This is a genomic window from Variovorax sp. Soil_C_17 (genome assembly GCF_057657265.1).
Window position 1 is genome coordinate 90,876 of record NZ_JBDGIT010000011.1, and the last position, 25,752, is coordinate 116,627.

General features: G+C 68.8%; 28 protein-coding genes. 13 read left to right on the forward strand and 15 right to left on the reverse strand.

What is annotated here, in order from left to right; genetic code table 11:
• Position 1: 1 nt before the first annotated feature.
• Complete coding sequence (locus AC3A6Y_RS30370; RefSeq protein ID WP_487871934.1) at positions 2–271, forward strand: DUF6587 family protein; 270 nt, start codon at positions 2–4, stop codon at positions 269–271.
• A 64-nt stretch (positions 272–335) separates the two neighbouring features.
• Complete coding sequence (locus tag AC3A6Y_RS30375) at positions 336–1,517, forward strand: FAD-dependent monooxygenase (RefSeq protein ID WP_487871935.1); 1,182 nt, start codon at positions 336–338, stop codon at positions 1,515–1,517.
• A gap of 4 nt (positions 1,518–1,521) precedes the next feature.
• Here AC3A6Y_RS30375 and AC3A6Y_RS30380 read toward each other — a convergent pair whose 3' ends face one another.
• From AC3A6Y_RS30380 to AC3A6Y_RS30405, 6 genes are all read right to left on the reverse strand, one after another.
• Positions 1,522–2,775 carry an SMI1/KNR4 family protein gene (locus AC3A6Y_RS30380; protein ID WP_487871936.1) on the reverse strand — a complete coding sequence of 418 codons (1,254 nt, stop codon included), beginning with the start codon at positions 2,773–2,775 and terminating at the stop codon, positions 1,522–1,524.
• Positions 2,776–2,807: 32 nt separating this feature from the next.
• On the reverse strand, positions 2,808–3,644 hold the full coding sequence (gene kynA / locus AC3A6Y_RS30385; RefSeq protein WP_487871937.1) for a tryptophan 2,3-dioxygenase: 837 nt from the start codon (positions 3,642–3,644) through the stop codon (positions 2,808–2,810).
• 74 nt (positions 3,645–3,718) lie between these two features.
• A complete protein-coding gene (gene kynU, locus AC3A6Y_RS30390) occupies positions 3,719–5,047 on the reverse strand; it encodes a kynureninase (RefSeq protein ID WP_487871938.1) in 1,329 nt (442 codons plus the stop codon).
• Positions 5,044–5,682: an arylformamidase gene (gene kynB / locus AC3A6Y_RS30395; RefSeq protein ID WP_487871939.1), complete on the reverse strand. Its 639-nt coding sequence runs from the start codon at positions 5,680–5,682 to the stop codon at positions 5,044–5,046. Before kynB ends, kynU begins: the two co-directional genes overlap by 4 nt.
• An 85-nt stretch (positions 5,683–5,767) precedes the next feature.
• A complete protein-coding gene (gene argF, locus AC3A6Y_RS30400; protein WP_487871940.1) occupies positions 5,768–6,700 on the reverse strand; it encodes an ornithine carbamoyltransferase in 933 nt (310 codons plus the stop codon).
• On the reverse strand, positions 6,697–7,902 hold the full coding sequence (locus tag AC3A6Y_RS30405; RefSeq protein WP_487871941.1) for an acetylornithine/succinylornithine family transaminase: 1,206 nt from the start codon (positions 7,900–7,902) through the stop codon (positions 6,697–6,699). Before AC3A6Y_RS30405 ends, argF begins: the two co-directional genes overlap by 4 nt.
• Before the next feature lie 162 nt (positions 7,903–8,064).
• On the opposite strand from AC3A6Y_RS30405, the gene AC3A6Y_RS30410 reads away from it, so the two are divergent.
• Complete coding sequence (locus tag AC3A6Y_RS30410) at positions 8,065–8,397, forward strand: DUF3579 domain-containing protein (protein WP_487871942.1); 333 nt, start codon at positions 8,065–8,067, stop codon at positions 8,395–8,397.
• Positions 8,398–8,507: 110 nt separating this feature from the next.
• Here the strand turns inward: AC3A6Y_RS30410 and rpsT are convergent, their stop codons facing one another.
• Positions 8,508–8,819 (reverse strand): 30S ribosomal protein S20, encoded by a 312-nt coding sequence (rpsT, locus tag AC3A6Y_RS30415; protein ID WP_309972560.1) that lies wholly within the window; start codon positions 8,817–8,819, stop codon positions 8,508–8,510.
• Between the two features lie 118 nt (positions 8,820–8,937).
• On the opposite strand from rpsT, the gene murJ reads away from it, so the two are divergent.
• From murJ to AC3A6Y_RS30430, 3 genes are read left to right on the forward strand one after another with little or no spacing between them, the layout of a single operon-like run.
• Positions 8,938–10,503 (forward strand): murein biosynthesis integral membrane protein MurJ, encoded by a 1,566-nt coding sequence (murJ, locus tag AC3A6Y_RS30420; RefSeq protein ID WP_487871943.1) that lies wholly within the window; start codon positions 8,938–8,940, stop codon positions 10,501–10,503.
• Positions 10,504–10,557: 54 nt separating this feature from the next.
• Positions 10,558–11,409: a SirB1 family protein gene (locus AC3A6Y_RS30425; RefSeq protein ID WP_487871944.1), complete on the forward strand. Its 852-nt coding sequence runs from the start codon at positions 10,558–10,560 to the stop codon at positions 11,407–11,409.
• Positions 11,409–11,831 carry a bleomycin resistance protein gene (locus AC3A6Y_RS30430; protein ID WP_487871945.1) on the forward strand — a complete coding sequence of 141 codons (423 nt, stop codon included), beginning with the start codon at positions 11,409–11,411 and terminating at the stop codon, positions 11,829–11,831. Before AC3A6Y_RS30425 ends, AC3A6Y_RS30430 begins: the two co-directional genes overlap by 1 nt.
• A 23-nt stretch (positions 11,832–11,854) precedes the next feature.
• On the opposite strand, the gene AC3A6Y_RS30435 is transcribed toward AC3A6Y_RS30430, so the two are convergent.
• The 6 genes from AC3A6Y_RS30435 to purM form a co-directional block, all read right to left on the reverse strand.
• Positions 11,855–14,005 (reverse strand): amylo-alpha-1,6-glucosidase, encoded by a 2,151-nt coding sequence (locus tag AC3A6Y_RS30435; RefSeq protein WP_487871946.1) that lies wholly within the window; start codon positions 14,003–14,005, stop codon positions 11,855–11,857.
• Between the two features lie 14 nt (positions 14,006–14,019).
• Complete coding sequence (locus AC3A6Y_RS30440) at positions 14,020–15,084, reverse strand: glycosyltransferase family 4 protein (protein WP_487871947.1); 1,065 nt, start codon at positions 15,082–15,084, stop codon at positions 14,020–14,022.
• A 132-nt stretch (positions 15,085–15,216) separates the two neighbouring features.
• The gene (locus tag AC3A6Y_RS30445) at positions 15,217–16,212 is read right to left on the reverse strand and encodes a GlxA family transcriptional regulator (protein WP_487871948.1); all 996 of its coding nucleotides are present in this window, start codon (positions 16,210–16,212) and stop codon (positions 15,217–15,219) included.
• A gap of 13 nt (positions 16,213–16,225) precedes the next feature.
• Positions 16,226–16,798 (reverse strand): isochorismatase family protein, encoded by a 573-nt coding sequence (locus AC3A6Y_RS30450; protein WP_487871949.1) that lies wholly within the window; start codon positions 16,796–16,798, stop codon positions 16,226–16,228.
• Positions 16,799–16,909: 111 nt separating this feature from the next.
• On the reverse strand, positions 16,910–17,968 hold the full coding sequence (locus tag AC3A6Y_RS30455) for an AI-2E family transporter (protein WP_487871950.1): 1,059 nt from the start codon (positions 17,966–17,968) through the stop codon (positions 16,910–16,912).
• Positions 17,969–18,001: 33 nt separating this feature from the next.
• Positions 18,002–19,042 (reverse strand): phosphoribosylformylglycinamidine cyclo-ligase, encoded by a 1,041-nt coding sequence (gene purM, locus AC3A6Y_RS30460; protein ID WP_487871951.1) that lies wholly within the window; start codon positions 19,040–19,042, stop codon positions 18,002–18,004.
• 214 nt (positions 19,043–19,256) lie between these two features.
• Here purM and hda point away from each other — a divergent pair, with 214 nt between their 5' ends.
• The 5 genes from hda (at position 19,257) to AC3A6Y_RS30485 (ending at position 23,773) form a co-directional block, all read left to right on the forward strand.
• Positions 19,257–19,943 carry a DnaA regulatory inactivator Hda gene (gene hda / locus AC3A6Y_RS30465; RefSeq protein ID WP_487871952.1) on the forward strand — a complete coding sequence of 229 codons (687 nt, stop codon included), beginning with the start codon at positions 19,257–19,259 and terminating at the stop codon, positions 19,941–19,943.
• 27 nt (positions 19,944–19,970) lie between these two features.
• Complete coding sequence (gene pcnB, locus AC3A6Y_RS30470) at positions 19,971–21,545, forward strand: polynucleotide adenylyltransferase PcnB (RefSeq protein WP_487871953.1); 1,575 nt, start codon at positions 19,971–19,973, stop codon at positions 21,543–21,545.
• A 1-nt stretch (position 21,546) separates the two neighbouring features.
• Entirely contained in the window at positions 21,547–22,011 is a 465-nt protein-coding gene (gene folK / locus AC3A6Y_RS30475) for a 2-amino-4-hydroxy-6-hydroxymethyldihydropteridine diphosphokinase (RefSeq protein WP_487871954.1), read from the forward strand.
• A gap of 93 nt (positions 22,012–22,104) precedes the next feature.
• Entirely contained in the window at positions 22,105–22,749 is a 645-nt protein-coding gene (locus AC3A6Y_RS30480) for a DUF47 domain-containing protein (RefSeq protein WP_487871955.1), read from the forward strand.
• Between the two features lie 13 nt (positions 22,750–22,762).
• Complete coding sequence (locus tag AC3A6Y_RS30485; RefSeq protein ID WP_487871956.1) at positions 22,763–23,773, forward strand: anion permease; 1,011 nt, start codon at positions 22,763–22,765, stop codon at positions 23,771–23,773.
• 7 nt (positions 23,774–23,780) lie between these two features.
• Here the strand turns inward: AC3A6Y_RS30485 and AC3A6Y_RS30490 are convergent, their stop codons facing one another.
• Both AC3A6Y_RS30490 and AC3A6Y_RS30495 read right to left on the reverse strand, forming a co-directional pair.
• Positions 23,781–24,227 carry a TM2 domain-containing protein gene (locus AC3A6Y_RS30490; RefSeq protein ID WP_487871957.1) on the reverse strand — a complete coding sequence of 149 codons (447 nt, stop codon included), beginning with the start codon at positions 24,225–24,227 and terminating at the stop codon, positions 23,781–23,783.
• Positions 24,224–24,745, reverse strand: coding sequence for an N-acetyltransferase family protein (locus tag AC3A6Y_RS30495; RefSeq protein WP_487871958.1), 522 nt, complete (start codon positions 24,743–24,745; stop codon positions 24,224–24,226). Before AC3A6Y_RS30495 ends, AC3A6Y_RS30490 begins: the two co-directional genes overlap by 4 nt.
• Positions 24,746–24,911: 166 nt before the next feature.
• On the opposite strand from AC3A6Y_RS30495, the gene rpsP reads away from it, so the two are divergent.
• Positions 24,912–25,175 (forward strand): 30S ribosomal protein S16, encoded by a 264-nt coding sequence (gene rpsP / locus AC3A6Y_RS30500; protein ID WP_106555183.1) that lies wholly within the window; start codon positions 24,912–24,914, stop codon positions 25,173–25,175.
• A 16-nt stretch (positions 25,176–25,191) separates the two neighbouring features.
• Complete coding sequence (gene rimM / locus AC3A6Y_RS30505; protein WP_487871959.1) at positions 25,192–25,746, forward strand: ribosome maturation factor RimM; 555 nt, start codon at positions 25,192–25,194, stop codon at positions 25,744–25,746.
• Positions 25,747–25,752: the final 6 nt, after the last annotated feature.

The following is a 25,752-nucleotide window of genomic DNA, read 5'->3' on the forward strand; positions in this document are numbered from 1 at the left end:
GATGACGCAACAGATCATCGTCGGGCTGATCGTCGCATTGGCCGCGTTCTACGCGGTCTGGCGCTGGATGCCAGCGGGCTGGCGCCGCGCCGCGGCGGACCGGCTCGCTGCGGGCTCGCAGCGTGCGGGGCTGGTCGACGCGCAGCGCGCGCAGGAGCTGGCCGCTTCGCTGGCCAAGAGCTCGGGCTGCGGCGCGTGCGACAGCTGCGGCAGTTGCAGCACCCCGGCCGATTCCTCGGCCCAAGCCACGCACAACACCCGCTCGCATTGAGCGGCATGAGCCGCACGGCCGCTCCGAAGGCAAATACCGCAGCGCGCAGCGCGAAGGTGATCCGATGACTGCCGCTCATATCCTGGTCGCGGGCGGCGGCATTGCGGGCCTGGCCAGCGCCCTCGCCCTGGCCCGCCGCCGCCATCGGGTCGACCTGTTCGAACAGGCCGTGGCCTTCGCCGAGGTCGGCGCGGGCATCCAGCTCGGCCCCAATGTCGCGCGCCGCCTGCAGGCGCTCGGCGTGTGGGAGCCGCTGATGCGCGTCGCCGCCAAGCCCGATGCGCTGGTCGTGCGCAGTGCGGTTCATGGCGGGGAGATCGCGCGCCTGCCGCTCGGCAACGCGATGCTGCGCAGTTACGGCGCACCCTACCTTTGTGCGCACCGCGCCGACCTGCATGGGCTGCTCCTGGCGGCCGTGCGCGGCAGCGGCGCAGTCACCGTCAACACCGGGACGCGGATCACCGAAGCCGTGGCCCGGTCCGGCGCCGTCTGCGTCTCGAGCATCGGCACCCGGGCCTGGGAGGGCGACGCGCTGATCGGTGCCGATGGCCTCTGGAGCACGGTGCGCGCGCGCGTGGTGGAGGATGCGTCCCCGCCCTGCGCGACGGGTCATACCGCCTGGCGCGCCCTGGTCAGGCAATCGGCACTGCCGGCGGCGCTGCGCAGCACGCAGATCAGCGTCTGGCTCGGTCCCCGCCTGCATGCGGTGGCGTATCCGGTGCGCCGCGGCGAGGCGCTCAACGTGGTGGTGCTGGCCGAGGCGGCGCCGGCAGGGGATGCGCGCGACTGGGACCAGGCCAGCAGCCTGGCCACGCTGCAGGCCGCCACCGGCCGCACCGACGCCGGCCTGCAGGCGCTGCTGGAGGCCATGCCCGCCTGGCGCGCCTGGACGCTCTGCGACCGGCCGCCGCTCAGCGGTCCCGAGCAGATGGCCGGCGAGCGCGTGGCCCTGGTCGGCGACGCCGCGCATCCGATGCTGCCCTACCTGGCCCAGGGGGCCGGCATGGCGATCGAGGACGGCGTGGCGCTGGCCGAGGCGCTCGACGGCTGCGGCGCGGAGGAGGTGCCGCGGCGTCTCGCGCACTATGCGGATGGGCGCTGGGAACGCAATGCGCAGGTCCAGGCGCGGGCGCGCCGCAACGGCGAGATCTTTCACGCGACCGGCCTGCTCCGGCTGGGCCGCGACGCGGCCTTGCGAATGCTGGGGCCGCGGCTGCTCGACGTGCCCTGGCTCTACGGCGCCTGAAGGCTCAGAGCCTGAAGCTCTGCAAGTGGTCGACGCGCTCGGCCAGGCCCTCGGCGCCGAGATAGTGGCTGACTTTGCCGGTGCGCACCTCGGCCAGCGATTTCTCGAGCTCGGCGAGCAAGCTGTTGCGCGCCGCCTCGAATGCCGCCGGCAGGTCCCCGCGTTGCTTTTGATAAGCGTCGGCGATCACCCGCGCCGCGGCGGGCGCGCCGCAGGCCACGCATTCGGCGACGGCGGTCGCGCTGGGCTGGGCGCCACGCGCCAGCAGCAGCGCCGCCAGCTCGGGCGAGACCGCGCTGTCGATGGCATCGAGCGCGTCCGGCGACACAGGCGCTCCCGCTCGCGCCAATGCTTCCGCCGCATGATGCGCGCCGTGCGCGAGCGCCAGGTCGGTGGCCTTGGCGCTGCCGTGCAGAGGGCCGTCGAACGACACCCCGGCGGCGGCCAGCTTGGCGACGAGTGCCGGATCGTCGGTCGCGACCGCGTGCCGCAGCGCGATGCGGGACAGCCGTCCATCGCGGTCCAGCGTGCCCTCGGAGAGCGGCGTGCGCCAGTCGACCATGGCGCGGCGGTAGAAGGCCACCAGCTTGTCCATCAGCTCGAGCGCGAGGCCGTGCGTCTGGTGCCGATCGTCCAGGTACGCGAGCAGCGCCTGGCCTGTGAAGTAGTCGGCCGCGGGCTCCAGCGGGTCCTCCTCGAGGTGCAGCGCCGCGAAGGCCGCGGGCAGGTCGTGCGCGATGGTGGTCATGCCGTCTTCGTGCATCGCGTGCGCCCAGGCTTCGGGCAGGCCCTGCTTCCAGGCCAGGATGTGGCCGTAGTCGGCGCCGCTTTCGACCACGGCGTAGATGCGGTCGCTGTCCTCGAAGCCGCCGAAGGGCAGGGCTGTGAGCCGGCCGTCCCAAGGCCGGCCTTGCGCGGCGGCGGCTTCCTGCGCGCCTTGCTGCTCGTGGGCGATCCAGCCCTGGAGGTCGTGGCCTGCCTCGCTGCCGCTGCCGTTGAAGAACAGATCGGTCCAGCTGATGGCTTCCTCGTAGCCGTTCATGCGCAGATGCAGGTCATAGTCGATGCGCCCGCCCGCGGTGCGCTGCCACAGCGCGACCAGTTCAGGCGGTATCGGCCCGGCGCAGAGCGCCTGCACCGCGGCGATCTGCTCGGCCGTCATCGGTGGCTGTGCGTCGAAGATCACGCGCTCGGCGAAGAGCACGATGCCATGCTCGCGCAAAAGGCTCAACTCGTCGTCGGCAAAGTGGTCGGTCATCGTCGGCTCCTTGTCGTTGTCGAACCTTGCGGCTACAGATCGGTGCGCAGCTTCCAGATCTCCGGAAAAAGCACCACATCGAGCATCTTGCGCAGGTAGCTTACGCCGCCCGTGCCGCCCGTGCCACGCTTGAAGCCGATGACGCGCTCCACGGTGGTCACGTGGCGGAAGCGCCAGAGGCGGAAGGCGTCTTCCAGGTCGGTCAGCTCCTCGCCCAGCTGGTAGAGCTCCCAGTGCTGCTTCGGGTCGCGATAAATGGAGAGCCAGGCCTGCTCGACGCCGTCGCTGGATTCGTAAGGCCGCGTCCAGTCGCGCTCGACATGATCGGCCGGGATGGCGAAGCCCCGGCGCGCCAGCAGGCGCAGCGCCTCGTCGTAAAGCGAGGGAGCGCGCCAGGCCGCATCGACCTCGGCCAGCAGCTCCGGCCTGTGCGCATGGGGCTTGAGCATGGCGGCGTTCTTGTTGCCGAGCGCGAACTCGATGCAGCGGTACTGCCAGCTCTGGAAGCCGCTGGAGCTGCCGAGATAGGGGCGCATCGCGCTGTACTCGGGCGGCGTCATCGTGGCCAGCACGTCCCAGGCATGCACCAGCTGCTCCATGATGCGCGAGACGCGCGCCAGCATCTTGAAGGCGCTGGCGAGCTCGTCCTCGGCCACGCAGCGGATGGCGGCGCGCAGCTCGTGCAGCATCAGCTTCATCCACAACTCGCTGGTCTGGTGCTGCACGATGAAGAGCATCTCGTCGTGCGCGGGCGAGCGCGGATGCTGGGCGTTGAGGATGGCATCCAGGCTCAGGTAGTCGCTGTAGCTCATCGAGGCGCTGAAGTCGAGCTGCGCCTTTTCTTCGTGGACGATTTTTTCGGTGCTCATTGCAAAACCTCCGCCCTGTGGGCTGCGGTGCTATGAACGTTCGGAGCGGCCGTGCAGTTCAAGGGTGGCTTCCTTCAGGTCACGGCGAGCTTCTGGTTGAACTCGGGGCGTTTCCATTCCTCGTGCTCCAGCACCTGCACCAGGTGCTCGACGGCGTTCCAGACATCCTCGAAGCCGAGGTACAGGGGCGTGAAGCCGAAGCGCAGGATGTCGCTGTCCTCCGATCGCCCTGAGCTTGGCCTGTCCTGAGCTTGTCGAAGCGGCGAATGGGCCGCGCGGAAGTCGCCGATCACGCCGCGCGCGATGAGCGCCTGCACGATCGCGTAAGCACCCGGGCCGTTGTCGGCGAGCGCGAGGCAGACCTGCGAGCCGCGCCTTTCGTGCTCGCGCGGCGTGACCAGCGTGAAGCGGCCGGGGCAGCGTTCCTCCACCAGGGCGATGAAGGCATCGGTGAGCGCCAGCGACTTGGTGCGCAGGGCGGCCATGCTGCCGCCCGTGCCGTTGAAGGGCTCGGCCGCGAGCAGGGTGTCGATCCCGCATTCAAGCGCAGACAGCGCGATGATGGGCTGGGTCCCGCAGAGGTAGCGCGCCACGCCCGGGGCCGGCCGGTAGTGCGGCGTGAATTCGAAGGGCGCCGCGTGGCCGAACCAGCCCGACAGCGGCTGCTCGAAGCGGCTGGCGTGCCGCTCATGCACCCAGACGAAGGCCGGTGCGCCCGGGCCGCCATTGAGGTACTTGTAGCCGCAGCCGACCGCGAAATCGGCCTCGCAGTCGTTGAGCGCGACCGGCACCGCGCCCGCGCTGTGCGCGAGGTCCCAGACCGTGAGCGCGCCCGCGGCATGGGCGGCGGCGGTGAGCGCCTTCATGTCGTGCATGGCGCCCGTGCGGTAGTTGACGTGGGTCAGCATTAGCACGGCAACCTGTTCGTCCAGCACGGCGGGCAGCTCGCTGTCGTCGATCAGCTTCAGCGTGAAGCCGCGGTCGCGGCACAGCGACTCGGCGATGTAGAGGTCGGTCGGGAAGTTGCTGCGCTCGCTGACCACGATCCGGCGGCCGGTCGGCGCCATCTGCGAGAGCGCGGCGAACAAGACCTTGTAGAGATTGACCGAGGTGCCGTCGGTGCACACCACCTCGCCCGGCGCGGCGCCGATCAGGCGGGCCACCTTGTCGCCCAGGCGCTGCGGCAGGTCGATCCAGCGCGCGCTGTTCCAGGAACGGATCAGGCCTTCGCCCCACTCCTGCCTCACCACTTCGGCGATGCGCGCAGGTGCGGCACTCGGCAGCACGCCGAGCGAGTTGCCGTCGAGGTAGATCACGCCTTCGGGCAGGATGAATTGATCGCGCAGGGCGGCGAGAGGGTCTTGGGCGTCGAGGCGCCGGCAGTCGTCGAGGGTCATGGTCATGGGGTGGTGAGTTCGCGCAGGACCGCGCGAACGGGGGAGGCGTCGGCCGTCACCAGCTTGAGCGGCAGCGCGATAAGTTCGTAGTCGCCCTCGGGTACCTCGTCGAGGACGAGGTTCTCCAGCACGCGCAGGCCCAGGCGGCGGATCACCTGGTGACTGTCCAGCGCCTTGCTGTCGGCCGGGTCGATGCTGGCGGTGTCGATGCCGATCAGCTTCACGCCCAGCGCCGCGAGCCGCTCGACGGTGGCGGGCGCATAGGCGGCGAGGGCGGCGTCCCAGCGATCGACGGGGGCGCGCTCGTAGGTTCGCACCAGCACGCGTGGCGGCAGCCCCTCGACGGCATGCGCGATGTGCGCCCATTCGACCAGCGGCCCCCGCGCGATCGCGTGGATCACGCGGCAGCGGCCCAGGTAGGGGGAAAGGTCCACTGCGCCGATGGTCGCGCCCTCGGGGTCGTAGTGCAGCGGTGCGTCGGCATGCGCGCCGACGTGCGGCGACAGCGTGATCTCGCTGACGTTGACCGGGCAACCCGGCGCAATGGTTGCGGCCCAGCGCTGGCGGTAGGGCGTGTCGCCGGGAAAGACCGGCGCGCCCTCATGCACCGGCGGCGAGATATCCCAGATGCGTTGGTTCATGGCGCGAAGTTAGCGCCGTGAACAAGGTCGTGGTGTCGGTTATTTCCAACAGAACGCAAACATCGGCGAGGCGCCGATCAGCCGGTCAGCCGGCCTGGCGGCCGAGCAGCAGGAACTCCATCAGCGCCTTCTGCGCGTGCATCCGGTTCTCGGCCTCGTCCCACACCACCGACTGCGGGCCGTCGATCACCTCGGCCTGCACCTCCTCGCCGCGGTGCGCGGGCAGGCAGTGCATGAAGAGGGCATCGGGTTGCGCCGTGCGCATCATCTCCTCGTCCACGCACCAGTCGGCGAAGGCGGCACGGCGGGCCTCGTTCTCGGCCTCGTAGCCCATGCTGGTCCAGACGTCGGTGGTCACCAGGTCGGCGCCGCGGCAGGCTTCCATCGGGTCCTTGAAGACCTGGTAGCTGTCGGCCGAGCGGATGCCGGCAATCGACTGGTCGACCTCGTAGCCGGTGGGCGTGCTCACGTGCACCTTGAAGCCCAGGATCTCGCTGGCCTGCAGCCAGGTGTTGGCCATGTTGTTGCCGTCCCCGACCCAGGCCACGGTCTTGCCGCTGATCGAGCCGCGGTGCTCGATGTAAGTGAAGATGTCGGCCAGGATCTGGCAGGGGTGGAACTCGTTGGTCAGGCCGTTGATCACCGGCACGCGCGAGTGCGCCGCGAAGGCCTCGATCTTGGTCTGCTCGAAGGTGCGGATCATCACCAGGTCGACCATGCGGCTGATCACCTTGGCGCTGTCCTCGATGGGCTCGGCGCGGCCCAACTGGCTGTCGCCGGTGGTCAGGTGCACCACGCTGCCGCCCAGCTGGTACATGCCGGCCTCGAAGCTCACGCGGGTGCGCGTCGAGGCCTTCTCGAAGATCATGGCCAGGGTGCGGTCGGTGAGCGGCTGGTGCTTCTCGTAGGCCTTGAACTTCTTCTTGATGAGCGCGGCGCGCTCGAAGACATAGGCGTATTCGTCGGCGCTGAAGTCGGAGAACTGGAGGTAGTGGCGCAGGGCCGGAGCGGTCGTCATGGTGTCGGCTCCGCCAGGAAGGTCTTCACGATCGGCGCGAGGATGGCGACGATCTCGTCCGCCTCGGCCACGCTGAGGATCAGCGGCGGCACCAGGCGGATCACGCTGTCGGCGGTCACGCTCAGCAGCAGGCCGGCCTCGCACGCGCGGTTGAGGATCACGCCGCAGGGGCGGTCGAGCTCGATGCCCAGCATCAGGCCCTGGCCGCGGATCTCCTTCACGCCGGCCAGGCCGCCCAGCTCGCGCTCCAGTGCGCCCTTGAGGTGCGCGCCGACGTCGGCGGCGTTGTCGAGCAGCTTGTGCTCTTCCATGATGCGAATGGTCTCGATGCCGGCGCGCATGGCCAGCGGATTGCCCCCGAAGGTGGTGCCGTGATTGCCGGGTGCGAAGAGGTTGGCGGCACGCGGGCCGGCTACCACGGCCCCGATCGGCACGCCCGAGCCCAGCCCCTTGGCCAGCGGCATCACGTCCGGCTTGATGCCGGCCCATTGGTGCGCGAACCACTTGCCGGTGCGGCCCATGCCGCACTGCACCTCGTCGATCATCATCAACCAGTCGCGCTCGTCGCACAGCTGGCGCACCTGGCGCAGGTACTCCCAGCGCATCGGGTGGATGCCGCCTTCGCCCTGGATGGTCTCGAAGAACACGGCCACCACGTTCGGGTTGCCTTCGGTCGCCTTCTTCAGCGCCTCGATGTCGTTGAGCGGCACGCGGATGAAGCCCTCGACCAGCGGGCCGAAGCCCTGCTGCACCTTGGGGTTGCCGGTGGCCGACAGGGTGGCGATGCTGCGTCCGTGGAAGGCCGCTTCGTAGACCACGATCTCCGGGCGCTCGATGCCCTTGTCGTGGCCGAACTTGCGCGCCAGCTTGAGCGCGGCCTCGTTGGCTTCCAGGCCGGTGCAACAGAAGAAGACGTTGGTGAGGCCCGAGAGCTCGGTGAGCTTGGCCGCGAGCTGCTCCTGGCCCGGCACGTGGTAGTAGTTGGAGCTGTGAATGAGCTTGGCGATCTGTTCCTGCAGCGCGGGCACCAGCTCCGGATGGTTGTGGCCCAGGGTGTTGACTGCGATGCCGCCCAGCCCGTCCAGGTAGGCTCGGCCCTCGGTGTCCCAGACTCGGCAGCCCTGGCCATGCGACAGCGCGATCGGCAGGCGGCCATAGGTGTTCATGACATGGGGCGAGGAGGGGGCGGCAGTGGCGCTCATACGATCTCCGAAAAAGGGAAAAGGGATTCTAGGTGTGCGTTTTGACAGCGTCGTTGAGGATTGCGCATCACAGCAATGTGCGCCTTTCGTGACGGCCCTGAGACCCGCCCGGATAGAATCCATTGTGCGGCGCAGCACCTGCCTGTGCCCCTCGCGCAATCCATGGTTTCCCCCATCCCCAAAGAACTCTTCATCCAGGGCATCACCCATGACGGCCGGACCTTTCGCCCGAGCGACTGGGCAGAGCGGCTGGCGGGCGTGATGTGCTCGTTCCGCCCGGGCGGGCCGCAGCCCGGCAGCCATCTGAGCTATTCGCCCTGGTGCGTGCCGACGGTGATCAACGGCATCAAATGCGTGGTGGTGAGGGCCGAGCTGCGCGATGCCGAGGTGATGGCCTGGGACTTCGTGATGAACTTCGCCCGGGACAACAACCTGCAGGTGGCCGAGGCCTGCCTGGTGCCCGATGCGGCACCCCCTGCAGGCAGCCGGAAGTAAAAACTCCCGCCCATGAAAAAACCGCCCGAAGGCGGTTTTTCACTTTGCTGCAGCGCACCCAGATCAAACGGCGGACTGGCGGAAAGCCGGTCCGGGCTTGCCTGATGACGTCAGGCGGCGGCCTTCTCGGCGAGGGCCAGGTTCTTGACCTTGGCTGCCAGGCGGCTCTTGTCGCGAGCGGCCTTGTTCTTGTGGAAGATGCCCTTGTCGGCGATGGTATCGACGATGCTCTGAGCCTTCGCGAAGAGTTCAGCCGCCTTGGTCTTGTCGCCGGCGACGACCGCCTTCTCGACATTCTTCACGGCGGTGCGGTACTTGGAGCGCAGCGAGGTGTTCGCGGCGTTGAGCTTGGTGTCCTGGCGGACGCGCTTGCGGCCCGACGCGAGGCGCGGGTTCTTTTTCTTGGGCTTGGTGGATGCCATGGCTGGTGTTCCTTACAGTGTCTGCGGATGATGCGGCAAAGCCCTCCATTATAGGCGACGCACGCCCGCCCGTCGCGCCGGCCGGGGAGCGCAGTCACAGGCACATACACTTCCGGCCGTGTCGCTCTTCAAATCCGCCTCCACCGTCTCCTTGCTCACGCTCGCTTCCCGCATCACGGGGCTCGTGCGAGACGTGCTCATGACTTCGGTGTTCGGCGTCAGCGCGATGACCGATGCCTTCTACGTCGCCTTCCGCATCCCCAACCTGTTCCGGCGCGTGTTCGGCGAGGGCGCCTTCAGCCAGGCCTTCGTGCCGGTGCTGGCGGCCAGCAGGACCGAGCGCGGCGAGCCGGGCGCCAAGGCGCTCGTGGACCACGTAGGAACCCTGCTGACCTGGACGCTGGTGCTGTTCTGCGTGGCGGGCGTCATCGGCGCCCCGGTGATGGTCTGGGCCATGGCCAGCGGGCTGCAGAAGAACCCCGACAGCTTCGAGGCGGCGGTCGCCATGACGCGCTGGATGTTCCCCTACATCGGCTTCATGTCGCTGGTGGCGCTGGCCGGCGGCGTCCTCAACACCTGGCGCAAGTTCGCCGTGCCGGCGGCGGCGCCGGTGCTGCTGAACGTGGCGCTGATCCTCTCCATCGTCGTCGGCGCGCCCTGGTTCCGGCGGCTGGGCATCGAGCCGATCTATGCGCAGTGCGCCGGCGTGATGGTGGGCGGCCTGCTCCAGCTGGCGCTGCAGATCCCCGCGCTGCGGGCGCTCGGCATGATGCCGCGCATCGGGCTTCGCCTCGGCGCGATCCGCACCGCCTGGGCCAACCCGGACACGCGCCGGGTCGCGCGGCTGATGCTGCCGGCGCTGATCGGCGTCAGCGTGGCGCAGATCTCGCTGCTCATCAACACGCAGATCGCCTCCCACCTCGCGACCGGCAGCGTGAGCTGGATCACCAACGCCGACCGGCTGATGGAATTCCCGACCGCGCTGCTGGGTGTGGCGCTGGGCGTGGTGCTGATGCCCCAGCTCGCGGCCGCGCGCGCGGCGAAGGACGACGCCCGTTATTCGGCGATGCTCGACTGGGGCCTGCGCCTGGTGGTGCTGCTGTCGGTGCCCTGCGCGCTGGCGCTGCTGGTCTTTTCGCGACCGCTGGTCGCGGTGCTGTTCCACAACGGCGCCTTCAGCGAGTTCGACGTGCAGCGCACCACGCTGGCCCTGGTCGGCTACGGCATCGGGCTGGTCGGCCTGGTGGCCGTCAAGGTGCTGGCGCCGGGTTACTACGCCAGGCACGACACGCGCACGCCGATGCTGATCGCGGTGGTGGTGCTGGTGCTCACGCAGCTGCTCAACGTCGCCTTGGTGCCGCTCTTGCAGCATGCGGCGCTCACGCTGACCATCGCGATCGGCGCGATGATCAACGCGCTCTGGCTGCTCGTGGGCCTCCTGCGCCGCGGCAGCTACCAGCCCGAGCCGGGCTGGGGCCGCTTCCTGCTGCAGGTGCTGGCGGGCACCGCGGCACTCACGGCCCTGCTGGTCTGGGGCAACCAGCACTTCGACTGGATCGGCCTTCAGGCGCAGCGCCTGCATCGCATCGGCCTGCTGGCGGCGTTCGTGGCGGGCGCGGCACTGCTGTACTTCGCGGTGCTGGCGCTCGTGGGCGTCAAGCTGCGCAGCCTGGTGCGTCGCTGATCCGGGTTGCATGCCCCGCCTTGACGCTCGGCGCGGCCTCCTCTACAAAGACACATGACGTTCAGCTTCCAGGCGCCCACCGCCCTCGAGTACTTCGGGTCGCTTGTCAAGAGCGATGACCACTTCCCCTTGCTCGAAGCCGCCGCCAGCCTCGCCCAGGACGAATACCCCGAGCTCGATGTGCAGCAGGTGCTGGGCGATGTCGACCAGCTGCTCGCGCGCCTCAAGCGCCGCCTGCCCGCCGATGCCGCGCCGCTGCAGCGGCTGCGCGCCCTCAACCAGTTCTTCTTTCACGACCTGAACTTCGGCGGCAACGTCAACGACTACTACGACCCGGACAACAGCTACCTCAACGCCGTGCTGCGCACGCGCCGCGGCATCCCGATCTCGCTGGCCGTGCTGTGGATGGAGCTGGCGCAGGGCCTGGGTCTGCAGGCGCGCGGAGTGGGTTTTCCGGGGCACTTCATGCTCAAGGTCACGCTGCCCAAGGGGCAGGTGGTGATCGATCCCTTCACCGGCAAGTCGCTCTCGCGGGAGGAGCTCAGCGAGCGCCTCGAGCCCTACAAGCGCAGCAGCGGACTGGTCGGCGACTTCGACGTGCCGCTGGGGTTGTACCTGCAGCCGGCCTCGTCGCGCGAGATCATCGGGCGCATGCTGCGCAACCTGAAGGAGATCCACCGCGCGCAGGAAGACTGGCAGCGTGCGATTGCCGTGCAGGACCGCCTGGTCGCGCTCTTCCCCGAAGCCTGGGGCGAGCACCGCGACCGCGGCCTGGCCCATGCGGAGCAGGGCAACACCGCGCTCGCGGTGCGCGACCTCGAGACCTACCTGGCGCATGCCGAGGACGCACTCGACATCGATGCCATCGCCGAGCGTGTCGCCGCCTTGCGCCGGGCGGAATACTGATGGCGCAGGACAGCAAGGCCGCGGCCGCCGACCTGGGCACGCTGCATGAATTCCACGGCGTGCAGCCGGTGCTGCCGGTGGCCGATGCGGCGCGTGCCGCTCGCTACTTCTGCGACGTGCTGGGCTTCGAGCTCGATTTCATCGCCGGCGAGCCGCCGAGCTACGCGCGGGTCAAGAAGGGCGATCGCAGCTACGGCGATCCGGTCTACATCCGCCTGTGGCAATGCGGCCGGCGCGAGGCCCAGGCCTGGCGCGGCGAGATCGTCATCCACGTCGGCCAGGACGTCGACGGCCTGCATGCGGCTTACATGAGGCGCGGCGTCCACGTGATCGAGCCGCCCATGTCGCAGCCCTGGGGGCTGCGCGAGTTCGCAATCCGCGAGCCCGATGGGCATGTGCTGCGCTTCTGCGGCTATCTCTGAGCGCCTCTCGCCGATTCGAAGCTTCACAGCTTCAGCGACAGCTTGACCGGTGCCGGCCCTTCCTGCCCGTCGATGAAGGCGACGACGCGCTCTCCCAGGCGTTGAAAGCTCAGGTCGAGCTTCTGCTTGCCGAGCGTCAGGTGCTTCACTTGCAGATGGTCGATGCCGTCCGGCAGCCGCGGGTCTTCGACGCGCACCAGTCCGCGATGGGCATCGAGGTGCAGGCCCAGGCAGGCCTGCAGCAGCATGAAGACCGAGCCCGCCGCCCAGGCCTGCGGCAGGCAGGCGACCGGGTAGGCGATCGGCGCTTCGCCCGGGGCGCGCTCGAAGCCGCAGAACAGCTCGGGCAGCCGCATGCCGAAATGCGTGGCAGCCTCGAACAGGCCGTTCAGCAGCCGCACCAGCCCGTCGCGCTCGCCATAGCGAGCCACCCCGGCGCCGCACAGCACCACATCGTGCGGCCAGACCGAGCCGTTGTGGTAGGACATCGGGTTGAAGCGCGGCGTCTCGGTCGGCAGCGTGCGAATGCCCCAGCCGGAGTTGAAGGCGCGCGACAGCAACTGCTCGGCGGCTGCCCGCCCGCGCTCGCCGCGCGGAAGCCCGGTGTAAAGCAGATGCCCCACGTTCGACGCTCGCACCCGGCAAGGCTGCCCGTGGCCGTCGAGCGCGAGCGCATAGAACTGCATGTCTCCCAGCCAGAAGTGCCGTTCCACCGAGGCCTGCAGCGCCACGGCGCTCTGCTGCCAGTGGCGGGCGGCGTCCGCGTCGCCGCGCAGGCGCGACAGCTCGGCCATCGCTGCGTAGGCGCGGTAGGCGTAGCCCTGGACTTCGATCAACGCGATCGGCCCTTCCGGCGTGCTCCCGTCGGCGTGGAACACCGAGTCGTTGCTGTCTTTCCAGCCCTGATTGGCCAGCCCGGTCACCTCGCCGCGCGCATAGCTCAGGAAGCCCGTCGGATGGCTGGCCGCGCTGCGTTCGATCCAGCGCGCGGCGGCCTCCAATGCCGGCCAGAAGGCGTCCAGCACATGGGGATCGCCCATCCGCTCCGCGTAGGCACCCGCCAGCATGACGAACAGCGGCGTCGTGTCGACTCCGCCGTAGTACTTGGCGAAGGGCAGCTCGTTCACCGCCGCCATCTCGCCCTTGCGCGTCTCGTGCATGATCTTGCCCGGCTCGGAGTCGCGGAAGGTCGAAGTCTGCTGCGCCTGGTTGTGCGCCAGGAAGGACAGCACGCCGTGCGCGAGGCCCGGATCGAGCCACAGCGTCTGGAGTGCCGTCACGATGGCATCGCGTCCGAACGGGGTCGAGAACCAGGGAATGCCGGCATAGGGATACGGCCCGGTCGGCAGGTCGGTGGTCAGCAACGCCAGGTCGGCGCGCGATTTGTCCAGCCACGACTGGAACAGGCGGCCCGAGGCCAGTACGCGCGCGCCGCGCCGCTGGCGTGCGCGCATGCTTCGGCGGGCCGCGGCAGCGGCTTGCCGGTAGCGCGAGCAGCCGGGGTCGGAAGCAGAGGGGCCGACCTCTGCATACAGGGTCCAGCACTGCTGCGGATCGAGTTGCACGATGAAGGCCGCGTGCCGTTCGTCCACGCGCTCGGGGCTCTCGGAGAACTCGATGCACATGCTGCGCAGCAGGCCATCGAGCCCCTGGTAGCGCAGCTCCACGCCGCGCTCCTTCAACAGCGACGGCTCGCGGGCGCCACGCTGCAGCCGCTGTTGGCCGCGCACCTCGAACATGTCGTGGAAATCGGCCGCGAAGTGCAGCGTCAGCGGCGCCTGCACCCGCTGGTCGCCATAGTTCAGCACGCTGATGCGCTCGAAGATGCGGTCGTTCCAGATGAAGCGCTTGCGCTCCAGGTGGATCACGCCTTCCACCGTGGCCGGATTGCCGAGCAGGGGCAGCGGGTGGTTGGTCATGTTGGCCGTGAAGAACAGGTTGTCCTGGCTCACGGCCCCCGACAGCAGCGAAGGCCTTCGGCCGGCCAGCCGCAGGAGGAAGGTCGACAGCATGCGCGTGTCGTTGTGGAACAGTCCGTCCGCTTCTCCCGTGATGTCGCCGTAGACATCGGCCACCAGGAAGGTGTCGCCCTCCTTCAGGACGAAGAGCCGCTGCGGATTTCGTTCGAGGACCGCCTCGACGTCGAGTTCCGCGAGCGGCGGTTCGGTTGTCATGCCTTGGCTCATGCTCAAGCTGCCTTGGGATAGGAAGTGCCGTCCTCGTCGTGCGCAGGAAGCCGACGATACAACTCGACGTAGGTCTTGGCCATGGTGGCGGCAGAAAAACGCCGCTCGAAAGTGGCGCGGACCTCGGCGCGGTCCAAAGCGCCGATTTCATGGATGGCGGCGATCGCTTCCTCCTCGTCGTCGACGATCAGGCCGCTGACGCCGTGATCCACCACCTCGGGCACGGCGCCGCAGCGCCAGGCGATGACCGGCGTTCCGCAGGCCATCGCCTCGATCAAAACCAGCCCGAAGGGTTCCGGCCAATCGATGGGGAACAGCAGGGCACGCGCAGCGCCGAGGAAGGCAGGCTTTTCGTCATCCCCGATCTCGCCGATGAATTCGACCAGTGGATGATCGAGCAGCGGTTGGATGTGCTCCCGGAAGTACTCCCTGTCCACGGCATCGACCTTGGCGGCAATCTTCAGCGGGACGCCCGCGCGCGTGGCGATCGAAATGGCGCGGTCGGGTCTTTTTTCCGGCGAGATCCGGCCGAGGAAGGCGAGATAGCCGCCGGTCGCTTGTGGCTGGAAGGGATAGAGCGTCGGGTCGAGCCCGTGGTAGACGGTGCCGTGCCAGCGGGCGAAGGGCAGCGGGGTGCGCTGATGCCTGGAGATGGAAGCCAACGGAAACTGCGGCCACTGGGCATAAGCTTCAGGCAGATCCTTCAGGTCGAGCCGGCCATGAAGCGTGGTGAGCGTGCGCTCGGCCATGTCCGCAAAAAAGGGAAAGTGCAGCAGGTCGATGTGGAAATGCAGCACGTCGAAGTCGTCGGCGTGCCGTCGGACCTCCTGAAGCAAGACCATATGGCTGGCCAGGTCTGATTTGAGCGGCGCCGGATCCAGCCGCAGTGCCCGTTCCCGCATGGAAAGCAAGCGCGCCCGCGTTCGCGCGTCTGCCGAAGCGAACAACGTGACGTCGTGACCCTGGCTCACCAAGGCATTGCAAAGGTGGGCGACGACCCGCTCCGTTCCGCCATAGAGAAGGGGTGGCACGGATTCGTACATCGGTGCGATCTGGGCGATCTTCATGGCCTCTTGCTCCCTTTGCGCGAGCTTTGAAAAACGCTAGAAGAGCATCCGGCGCAGACGTGCCGGGCCGGAAGATGGCGATTTTTGGATAGGACGAATCGCACAAGGAGGTTTGCGGCATCTGCCGCCCGCTCAGGCGCGGGGACCGAGCCGCCGGCGCGAGGGCGATCCCTCGGCACCGAACTGCCGCCAGGCGCGGCGCAGTTGGGTATCGGAAGCGAAGCCCGCCAGCTCGGCCGCGCGGGTGACGTTGGCGCCGGAGTCGAGCGCCAGCCGCGCGGTCGCCAAGCGCAGGCGTCGCAGGTACTCGAGCGGTGCCACGCCCGCATGCTCGACGAAGAGGCGGGTGAGATGGCGCGAAGAGGTATGGGCCACCTGCGCCATGCGCGGGACGCTCCAGTCGCCCTGCGGCGCCTCGCTGACCGCGTCCTGCACGCGGTGGAGCGCGGGATGAAGGTGGTTGCGGTAGGCCAGGAAGGGCGAGAGCTCCGGGTCGTGCGGTCCACGCCGCAGCGCCACCACCATGGTCTGCGCGACCTGGGCCGCCAGCGCTTCGCCGCAGACGTCGGCAATGCGATGCAGCATCAGGTCGATGCCCGTCGTCACGCCGGCGCTGCTGTGGAGCGGTGGATCGATCACGAACACGCGATTGGCCACCACCTCGCAGCGCGGCTCGACCCGCCGCAGTTCGTCGAGGTGATGGTGGTGCGTGGTGACGCGCCGTCCCGGCAGGACGCCGGCATGCGCGGCCAGCAGGGCACCGGCGCAGATGGTCACCAGCTCGAGCCGGCCGCGCTCCAGGTGTTGGCCGCGCAGCCATTGCAGCAGCGCCTGGGTGTCCGCGCCGTCGGTCGAGACCGTGTGGCCCGGCATGCCCACCAGCACGATCCAGGCAGGGCGCTCGTCCCAATGCGGCGGCAGCGGCGCCAGGCCGCTGAGCGTCACGCCGATCGAGCCGGTCGAGGCCGGGCTCGGGGAAACGAATTCGATTGCGAAGCGCTCGGCCTGCCCCGCGGCGCGCAACTGCTGGTTGGCGATGCGCAGCGCTTCGGCCGGGCCGGCCCAGTCCAGCACCAGGCTGTTCGGCAGGAGCACGAACACGACCCGGATGGACGGCGCGCTGCTCATCCCGCCTGCGCCTTCAGGCCATGGCCAGCGCGCCCGCCCGCTGCAGGGCCTGCTCGACGCTGCAGAGCTTGGCGAAACGGCCTTCGAGCACGGTCGCGGTTCGGGCCTTGATGTCGGACGCCGGCAGCGGGCGGCCGTCGGGCTGGGTCATATCGAAAGTCAGCGTCGCATCGGTCACGAAATCGACCGACCAGCCCAGGTCGGAAGCATGGCGGGTCGTGGTCTCGCAGCATTGCTCGGTGCGGATGCCGCTCACGATCAGTCGGCCGATGCCGTTCTCCGTCAGCCATACGTCGAGCCCCGTGCCGACCAGGGCGCTGTGCCTACGCTTGGTGTAGGTGGCGGCCGCCTCGAAGGGCGCCAGCTCGGCCAGCGGTCGCACGTGGCCGGACTCCAGGGCGAAGGGGTTGTCGGCGCGGGCCGGACCGTCGACGTGGAAGATGCGCACGATCGGGATACCCGCCGCCGCGCAGCCCTCGATCAACGCGTTCTGCGCCGCCGCGTAGTGGGCGAGGTCGCGCGATGTGAAATAGGGGCGATGGCGGAAGGATTCCTGGGCGTCGATCACTATCAGACAAGATTTCATGGCGGCAATCTCCTGGGTCGGGGTGGATGTTGTGCCTTATTTTTGCCACCTGCTTGCGTGCCGTCCGCTTCGTCCGGGACAAGAATCGATCAAATCAAGACATGCCGGGCTTCACACCAGCCGGGCTGCCTGCAGCTCCTTCTTGAGGTAGGCGTAGAACAGCGGCGCCGCCACCAGGCCCGCCGGGCCGAACACCGCCTCGGCCACGAACATCACGGCCAGCAGCTCCCAGACGCCCATTTGCGTGCGGGCCCCCACCACCTTGGCATTGATGAAGTACTCGGCCTTGTGGATCAGGATCAGAAAGGCCAGGCAGGCCAGCGCGGTGATCGGCGAGACCGACAGCCCCACCAGCGTGATCACCGTGTTGCACAGCAGGTTGCCCACGATCGGCACCAGGCCGGCAACGAAGGTCAGGGTGATCAGCGCCGGCGTGTAGGGCAGGTACAGCTCCCAGTGCGGCAGCACGAACAGCAGGAAGATCGCGGTGAGCAGGGTGTTGAAGGCCGCGATCCAGAACTGTGCCGCCACGATCTGGCCGAAGGCCTCGCCGAACAGGGTGATGCGCTGCTTGAGCAACTCGGCCAGCGGGCGGCCGCCGGAGGCATGCCGGGCCACGGCGGCCAGGGCGCCGACGATCAGGCCGACGTAGGCGAACAGCAGGCCGCCCAGCCAGGCGCGACCGGTCAGCGCGAGTGCGCCGGCCTGGGCGCGCAGGTAGCCTGCGATGACGCGTTGCACCTCGGCCGTGCCCTCAGGCAGGTAGGCGCCGATGTCGGGCGGCAGCTTGAGCCGCAGCTCCAGCACCGTGCGGGCGATGTAGTCGAGCAGCTCCTGGTACTGCTCCGGCGCGTTGAGCACGAACTCGCGCGCTTCCGAGAAGGCCAGAATGCCCAGTCCGATCGGCGCCAGCGACACCAGCGTCGCGGCGACGATGCGCGACCAGGACGATGGCGGATCGGCGACGTCCGGCCGCGACCTCGCGGGCAGCAGCCGGACCAGGCCCGCGTCGAACAGGCGCGCGAACCAGCGCGTGCCGAGAAACCCGATGCAGACGCACAGCAGGCCGGGCAGCAGGCCCTGCCACATGATCAGCAGCAGGGCGCCGGCGATGAGCAGATAGCTCGCCGTGACCAGCTTGCGCGACGGAAGAGGAGCGACAACGCTCACGGCGCGGCTTCATTCACGGCGATTCACCGCGTTTCAGGCCACGACCACGGCCGCGCCGGCGCCGCGCTGCGCGATGACGCCGATCTCGTGCACCGTCTCGCCCTCCGCGCGCAGCGTGGCCGCGCAGGCGGCGGCCTCGGCCGCGTCGATCACGACGACCATGCCGATGCCGTTGTTGAAGGTGCGGTTCATTTCCAGGTCGTCGATGCCGGCCACCTTCTGCAGCCAGGCGAAGAGCTCGCTTTGCGGCCAGCTGCCCTTCTTCAAGTGGGCCGCCGTGCCCTCGGGCAGCACGCGCGGGATGTTCTCCAGCAGCCCGCCGCCGGTGATGTGGGCCAGCGCCTTGATCGGGTGCTTCGCCAGGGCCGACAGCACCGGCTTGACGTAGAGCCGGGTCGGGGCCATCACGGCCGTGCGGAAGGGCTGGCCGTCCAGCGAGGCGGGCAGCTGGTCGCCGGCACGCTCGATCACCTTGCGCACCAGGCTGAAGCCGTTGGAGTGCACGCCCGCCGAGGCCAGGCCGAGTACCACGTCGCCGGGCTTGACGTCCCGGCCCGTGAGGATCTTGGACTTTTCGACCGCGCCGACCGCGAAGCCGGCCAGGTCATATTCGCCGGCCGGGTACATGCCGGGCATCTCGGCCGTCTCGCCGCCGATCAGCGCGCAGCCGCTCAGCTCGCAGCCGCGGGCGATGCCGCCGACCACCGCCGCGGCCGTGTCCACGTCGAGCTTGCCGCAGGCGAAGTAGTCGAGGAAGAAGAGCGGCTCGGCACCCTGCACCAGCACGTCGTTGACGCTCATGGCCACCAGGTCGATGCCCACGGTGTCGTGCATGTTCCACTCGAAGGCCAGCTTGAGCTTGGTCCCCACGCCGTCGGTGCCGCTCACCAGCACCGGCTCCTTGTAGCGCTTGGGCACCTCGAAGAGGGCGCCGAAGCCGCCGATGCCGGCCAGCACGCCCTCGCGCATCGTCTTCTTGGCCAGCGGCTTGATGCGGTCGACCAGCGCGTCACCGGCATCGATGTCGACGCCGGCATCCTTGTAGCTGAGCGGGGTGGGCGGGGTGGAGTTCATGAGCGGGCCGAACGAAAAAGGGGAGGAGTCGAAGAGAGGAGGACAATGGCGCCGGCAACCGAGGCGGTCGGGCCGATAGAATTCCGCACGATTTTAAGGGCCCCATTGCCCCGCTGCCCCGCGCCTTCGGCTCGTCGTTCGGCGCTCCCGCCTGTCCCATGAATCTTCATACCGCGTCATCCGCGCCCTACCAGCCGCCTCTCGCGGCCCTGGCATGAAGCAGCTCGCGCTCGATATCGGCCTCGCCTCCGGTCCGACGCTGGCCGGCTTCTTCGCCGGGCCCAACGAGCCGGCGTTGCGCCATCTGCGGCTGTGGGTCGGCGATGCGCGTTCCAGCACGCTGCATTCGCCGGTGCCGACCTACCTGTGGGGCGAGAGCGCCAGCGGCAAGACGCATCTGCTGGAGGCGGTGCGAAGCGCGCTGCGCGAGCAGGGGGCGGGCGTGGGCTGGCTGCACGCGGGGCTCTCGGACCCGCCCGACTTCGACGAGCGCTGGGGCGCCGTACTGCTCGACGACGTTCATCTCTACACCGCGGTCCAGCAGCACGCGGCCTTCAACTGGTTCGTCAATGCGCAGAGCCTGCAGCGCGGCGTGGTGGCGGCCGGCGCAGTGCCGCCGGCCGACCTGCCGCTGCGCGAGGACCTGCGCACGCGCCTGGGCTGGGGCCATGTGTTCCACTTGCAGGTGTTGAGCGAATCGGAACGGCGCGCGGTGCTGCGGCAAGCCGCGGACAGCCGCGGCGTGATGCTGACCGACGAGGTGCTCGACTACATGCTGCACCGCTTCAGCCGCGATCTGGGCAGCCTGATGGAGTTGCTCGTGCAGCTCGACGGCTATGCCTTGCAGACCCAGCGTGCGATCACGATCCCGCTGATCCGGTCCATGCTTGAAAATGAATGAGGGCGCGTCCCGCGCCGAAGCTTTCCAATGATCAAGAAATTCATCGACAAACTCCTGGGCAAGTCCGGCGTCACAGGCCCCGGCGGCAAGAACCGCTTCGGCAAGCGCCAGGAGGTGCAGGCCACGGTGCACGGCATCGATCCCCAGCTGGTGGACGAGCGCGCCAGGAACGTGGTCACCACGCTGCAGGGCGCCGGCTTCGAAGCCTACGTGGTCGGCGGCGCGGTGCGCGATCTGCTGCTGGGCCTGCGCCCCAAGGACTTCGACGTGGCCACCAACGCCACGCCCGAGCAGGTCAAGAGCCTGTTCCGGCGCGCCTTCATCATCGGCCGGCGCTTTCGCATCGTTCACGTGGTCTACGGCCGCGGGCGCGAGCACGAGGTGATCGAGGTCTCGACCTTCCGCGCCTACATGGACAGCACCGGTGCCGAGCAGGTGGCCGGCAACGAGCGCACCAGCAAGGGCGAGCTCGCCGGCATGAAGCATGCGGTGGACGCGAGCGGCCGCGTGCTGCGCGACAACGTCTGGGGCCCGCAGGAAGAAGATGCCGCGCGGCGCGACTTCACCATCAACGCGATGTACTACGACCCGGCGAGCCAGATCGTGGTCGACTACCACAACGGCATCAAGGACGCCAAGAAGCTCACGCTGCGCATGATCGGCGACCCAAGCACGCGCTACCGCGAGGACCCGGTGCGCATCATCCGTGCGATCCGCTTCTCGGCCAAGCTCGCGGCGCTGGGCTTCTCGATGGAGCCCAAGACGCTGGCGCCGCTGGTCGATTGCAGCAAGCTGCTGGCCGACGTGCCGCAGAGCCGCCTCTTCGACGAGATGCTCAAGCTGCTGCAGACCGGCCACGCGGTGGCCACCGTCGCGCAGTTGCGAAAGCTGGGCCTGTCGACCGGCATCTACCCGCTGCTCGACGTGATCGTCGAACGGGCCGACCAGCCCTTCGTCAAGGCCGCGCTGCAGGACACCGACCGCCGCGTCGGCGAAGGCAAGCCGGTGGCGCCGAGCTTCCTGCTGGCCTGCGTGCTGTGGGCCGACGTGCGCGACGGCTGGGCGCAGCGCAGCGAGGGGCGCCACGGCCAGCGCCCACAGGCTTCTTTCCCGGCCTTGCAGGACGCCATCGACGACGTCTTCAACGCGCGCATCGGCGATGTCTCCGGGCGCGGCAAGCTGGCAGCCGACATGCGCGAGATCTGGATGATGCAGCCGCGCTTCGACAAACGCAGCGGCGCCACGCCCTATAGCCTGGTCGAGCAGGCGCGCTTCCGCGCGGCCTTCGACTTCATGCGCCTGCGCGCCGACGTCGGCGAGGTGAGCGAGGCAATCGCCGAGTGGTGGCAGGAGTTCAGCAGCACCTCCGACGAGGTGCGCCGCCAGGACCTGCTGGACCAGGTGCGCGACGAGCAGCACAAGCGGACACGCCAGCGCGCCCCCGCGCGCACCGTGGCGCCGGCGGCCGCGCCCGCCGGCGACGGTGCCGACCAGGCGTTGCCGCCTGATGGCGAGTTCGCCGCCGCCGCGCCGCGCAAGCGCCGCCGCCGGCGCAAGCCGCGTACCGGCGGCGAGGCGGGCAGCAGCGTCGCGGCCGAATGACGTGACCATCGACACGCCGGCCTACGTCGCGATCGGCGCCAACCTCGGCGACGCCCAGGCAACGGTGAGGCGTGCGATGAACGACCTGGCAGCCCTGCCGCACACGCGGCTTGCCGCGCGCTCCTCGCTCTATCGCAGCGCGCCCTTCGAGGCCGAGGGGCCCGATTTCATCAATGCCGTGGTCGAGCTGCGCACGAGCCTCGACCCGCTGGCCCTGCTGGCCGAATTGCAACGCCTCGAGGCCGAGGCTGGCCGCGCGCGGCCCTATCGCAACGCGCCGCGCACGCTCGACCTCGACCTTCTGCGGCACGGCGACGCCACGATGCAGAGCGCCGTGCTGACGCTCCCGCACCCGCGCATGAGCGAACGCGCCTTCGTGCTGCTGCCGCTGGCCGAAATCGCCCCGGCGCTGGTGACGGCAGCCCAGCTCGAGCGGGTGGCCGGCCAGCCCATCGAACGGCTCTGAGCCCGCCCCGGCGGCGCTTGCCCATTACACTTGCCAGGTTTTTTTCATGATGGCGTCACGGGTCGGTGATAGCCGAGAACCCCAGGAGACGCCATGTTCGGCAAGCTGCTGCCCCGCGAGGGGAATTTTTTCGAGATGTTCAATCAGCATGCCGATCGCATCGTCGAAGCCGCGCGCGCCTTCGAGCAGCTGGTGGCCAACTACAACGACCTGCACCTGCGCGAGCAGTACAACCGCGACGTCGACAACGCCGAGCGGGCCGCCGACCGTGTGACGCATGACGTCAATCGGCTGATCCACAAGACCTTCATCACCCCCATCGACCGCGAGCAGATCCACAAGCTGATCAACACGATGGACGACGTCGCCGACCTGATCCAGGACTCGGCCGAAACCATGGCGCTATACGACGTGCGCCACATGACCGAGGAGATCATGCGCCTCACCGCCCTGAGCACCAAGTGCTGCGAGCGAGTGAAGGACGCGGTCAAGTTTCTTGGCAGGGTGAGCGAGCCGGCCACGGCCGAAGCCGCGCTCAAGACCTGCGAGGAGATCGACCGCCTCGAATCCGACGCCGACCGCGTGTTGCGCAGCGCCATGAGCAAGCTGTTCCGCGAGGAGCCGGACGTCCGCGAGGTGATCAAGCTCAAGGCGATCTACGAGCTGCTCGAGCGGATCACCGACAAGTGCGAGGATGTGGCCAACGTGATCGAGGGCATCGTCCTCGAGAATTCCTGAGCGCGGGCGCCGAATGGCAACGGTGCAGGTCGCCCTCTGGGTGGTGGTGTTGCTGGTCGCGCTGGCCATCGCATTCGACTTCATGAACGGCTTTCACGACGCGGCGAATTCGATCGCCACAGTCGTGTCCACCGGCGTGCTGAAGCCGGGCCATGCGGTGGTCTTCGCCGCCTTCTTCAACCTGATCGCGGTCTTCGTCTTCCATCTCAGCGTGGCGGCCACGGTCGGCAAGGGCATCGTGCAGCCCGGGGTGGTCGACGTGCACGTGGTCTTCGGGGCGCTGGTGGGCGCCATCAGCTGGAACCTCGTCACCTGGTACTACGGCATTCCCAGCAGCTCCTCGCATGCGCTGATCGGCGGCATCGTGGGCGCGGTCATCGCCAAGGCCGGGGCCGGCTCGCTCGTCGCCGCGGGCATCTGGAAGACCGTGGCCTTCATCTTCGTGTCTCCGTTGCTGGGCTTCCTGCTCGGCTCGATGATGATGGTGTTCGTCGCCTGGGCGTTCCGCCGCTCGACGCCCTCGCGCGTGGACCGGTGGTTCCGCACGCTGCAGCTGGTCTCGGCCGGCGCCTACAGCCTGGGCCACGGCGGCAACGATGCCCAGAAGACCATCGGCATCATCTGGATGCTGCTGATCGCGACCGGACATGCGGCCGCCACGGCCGAAGCCCCACCGGCCTGGACCATCGCGACCTGCTACGCGGCAATCGCGCTGGGCACCATGTTCGGCGGCTGGCGCATCGTCAAGACCATGGGCCAGAAGATCACCAAGCTCAAGCCGGTGGGCGGCTTCTGCGCCGAGACGGGCGGGGCGCTGACGCTGTTCCTCGCCACGGCCCTGGGCATCCCGGTGTCGACCACGCACACCATCACCGGCGCCATCGTCGGGGTGGGCTCGACGCAGCGCGCCAGCGCAGTGCGCTGGGGGGTGGCCGGCAACATCGTCTGGGCCTGGATCTTCACGATCCCGGCCTCGGCCTTCGTGGCGGCGGTTGCGTACTGGATCGGGCTGCAGGTCTTCTGATCTCAGGCTACTGAGAGATCCTGCGGCCCTCTTGGATCTGGTGCTCGAAAAAGCGCTGGAAGCTGAAGGCGATGCTGGCCATCAGGATGGTGCTGCCGAAGAACAGGGCCAGCACGACGGCGCCGATGGTGAGCCAGTTGCTGCGCCCGGGCGTCGCATCGGGCGGTGCGCCGGCGTTGTAGCGTGCGTTCCATTTCTCCTGCGTCATCAGGCCATAAACGATGGCGGTGAGGGCGCAGCCCGCGATGGTGAAGCCCAACAGCGGCAGCAGCAGCCAGCTCCAGGCGTCGTCCACGCCATAGAGGCGCACGCGCTCGATGCCGTAGAGCCCCAGCGCCGTCGGAATGGGGAGCAGCCACCCCAGCATGCTGCCGAAGCCGCGCAGGTAGAAGCAGTGCAGGCCCAGCGGGCCGCCGAGGAAGGCTAGCCAGGCGGCCACGGTCTTGTTCTTCATTCGGGGCTCGTCTCGCTGCCCTGGCCCAGCACCCTGTCCATCAGGACCACGTCGCGCCATTGGCCGAACTTCCAGCCGCAGTTCTTCAGCACGCCCACCTGCTCGAAGCCTTGCGCACGGTGCACGCCGATGGAGCCGCCGTTGGCCGAGTCGCCGATCACCGCGATCAGCTTGCGCACGCCGGCCGCCTCGGCCGCCTCGATCAAGGCCGCCAGCAGCTGCGCGCCCATGCCTTGGCCGCGCGCGGCCTCGGCCAGGTAGATCGAGTCCTCGGCGGAGAAACGATAGGCCGGGCGGGGCTTGAACCAATTGCAGTAAGCGAAGCCCATAAGCTCGCCGTTGCGCTCGGCCACGAGGTAGGGCAGCTTCTTCGCGAGAACGTCGGCCCGCCGTGCCGCCATGTCGGCCGCCGTGGGGGGCTCGGTCTCGAAGGTGCCTGTGCCGTGCAGCACGTGGTGGGCGTAGATGGCGGTGATCGCGGCGATGTCTTCGTCGCGGCTGGGGCGGATGGCGGTCATCGGAAGGTCCGGCAGAGGCCGGCAATGGTGGGAAATGTCGCTCGGGCTATAATCGCGGGCTTTTCAGCGTGCGCTGGCCGGGTGGCCATGTCGCGTGTCTCGACGCTGGAAGAACTCCGTGGGCGAACCGATTTCAGTGTTCGTCGCACCACCCGAAGGATAAATCATGGTCGTGATCCGACTCTCCCGCGGCGGCTCCAAAGGTCGTCCGTTCTTCAACATCGTCGTGTCGGACAAGCGCGTGCGCCGCGACGGCCGATTCATCGAGCGCCTGGGTTTCTACAACCCGACCGCCAAGGACAACGAGGAAAGCATCCGCATTGCGCAGGATCGCCTGGCCTACTGGAAGGGTGTCGGCGCGCAAGCCTCGCCCACCGTCACCCGCCTGATCAAGCAGGCCGCTGCCGCGGCCCCCAAGGCGGCCGCTTAAGCCGCCCGTTCCGGCGATGCTGCCCACGCTCGAACCCGCCGAACTGCCGGCGGATGCGATCGAAGTGGCGCGCATCGCCGATGCCTGGGGCATCAAGGGCTGGTTCAAGGTCCTGCCCCACAGCGCCCGGCCCGAGGCGCTTTTCTCCTCCAAACGTTGGTTCCTGCAGCCGCCCGGCGGCAAGACGACCGGCGCGTTCCGGCTTGCGATCCGCGAGGCCAAGGAACATTCCGACTGCATCGTCGCCTCCTCCGAGGACGTGCCTGACCGCAACGCGGCCGAGGCCCTGCGCGGCGCGCGCGTGTTCGTGCCGCGCTCGAGCTTTCCCACCGCCGCGGATGACGAGTACTACTGGGTCGACCTGATCGGCCTTCCCGTCGTGAACCGCGAGGGCGTTGCGCTCGGCGCGGTGCGCGAGCTGCTGGCCACCGGACCGCAGACCACGCTGGTGCTGGATGCGCTGGAGGCCGGCAAGCCGGTCGAGCGCATGATCCCTTTCGTCTCGGCCTTCGTCGACAAGGTGGACCTGCCGGGCCGGCTGATCACGGTCGACTGGCAGCCCGACTACTGAGCCACA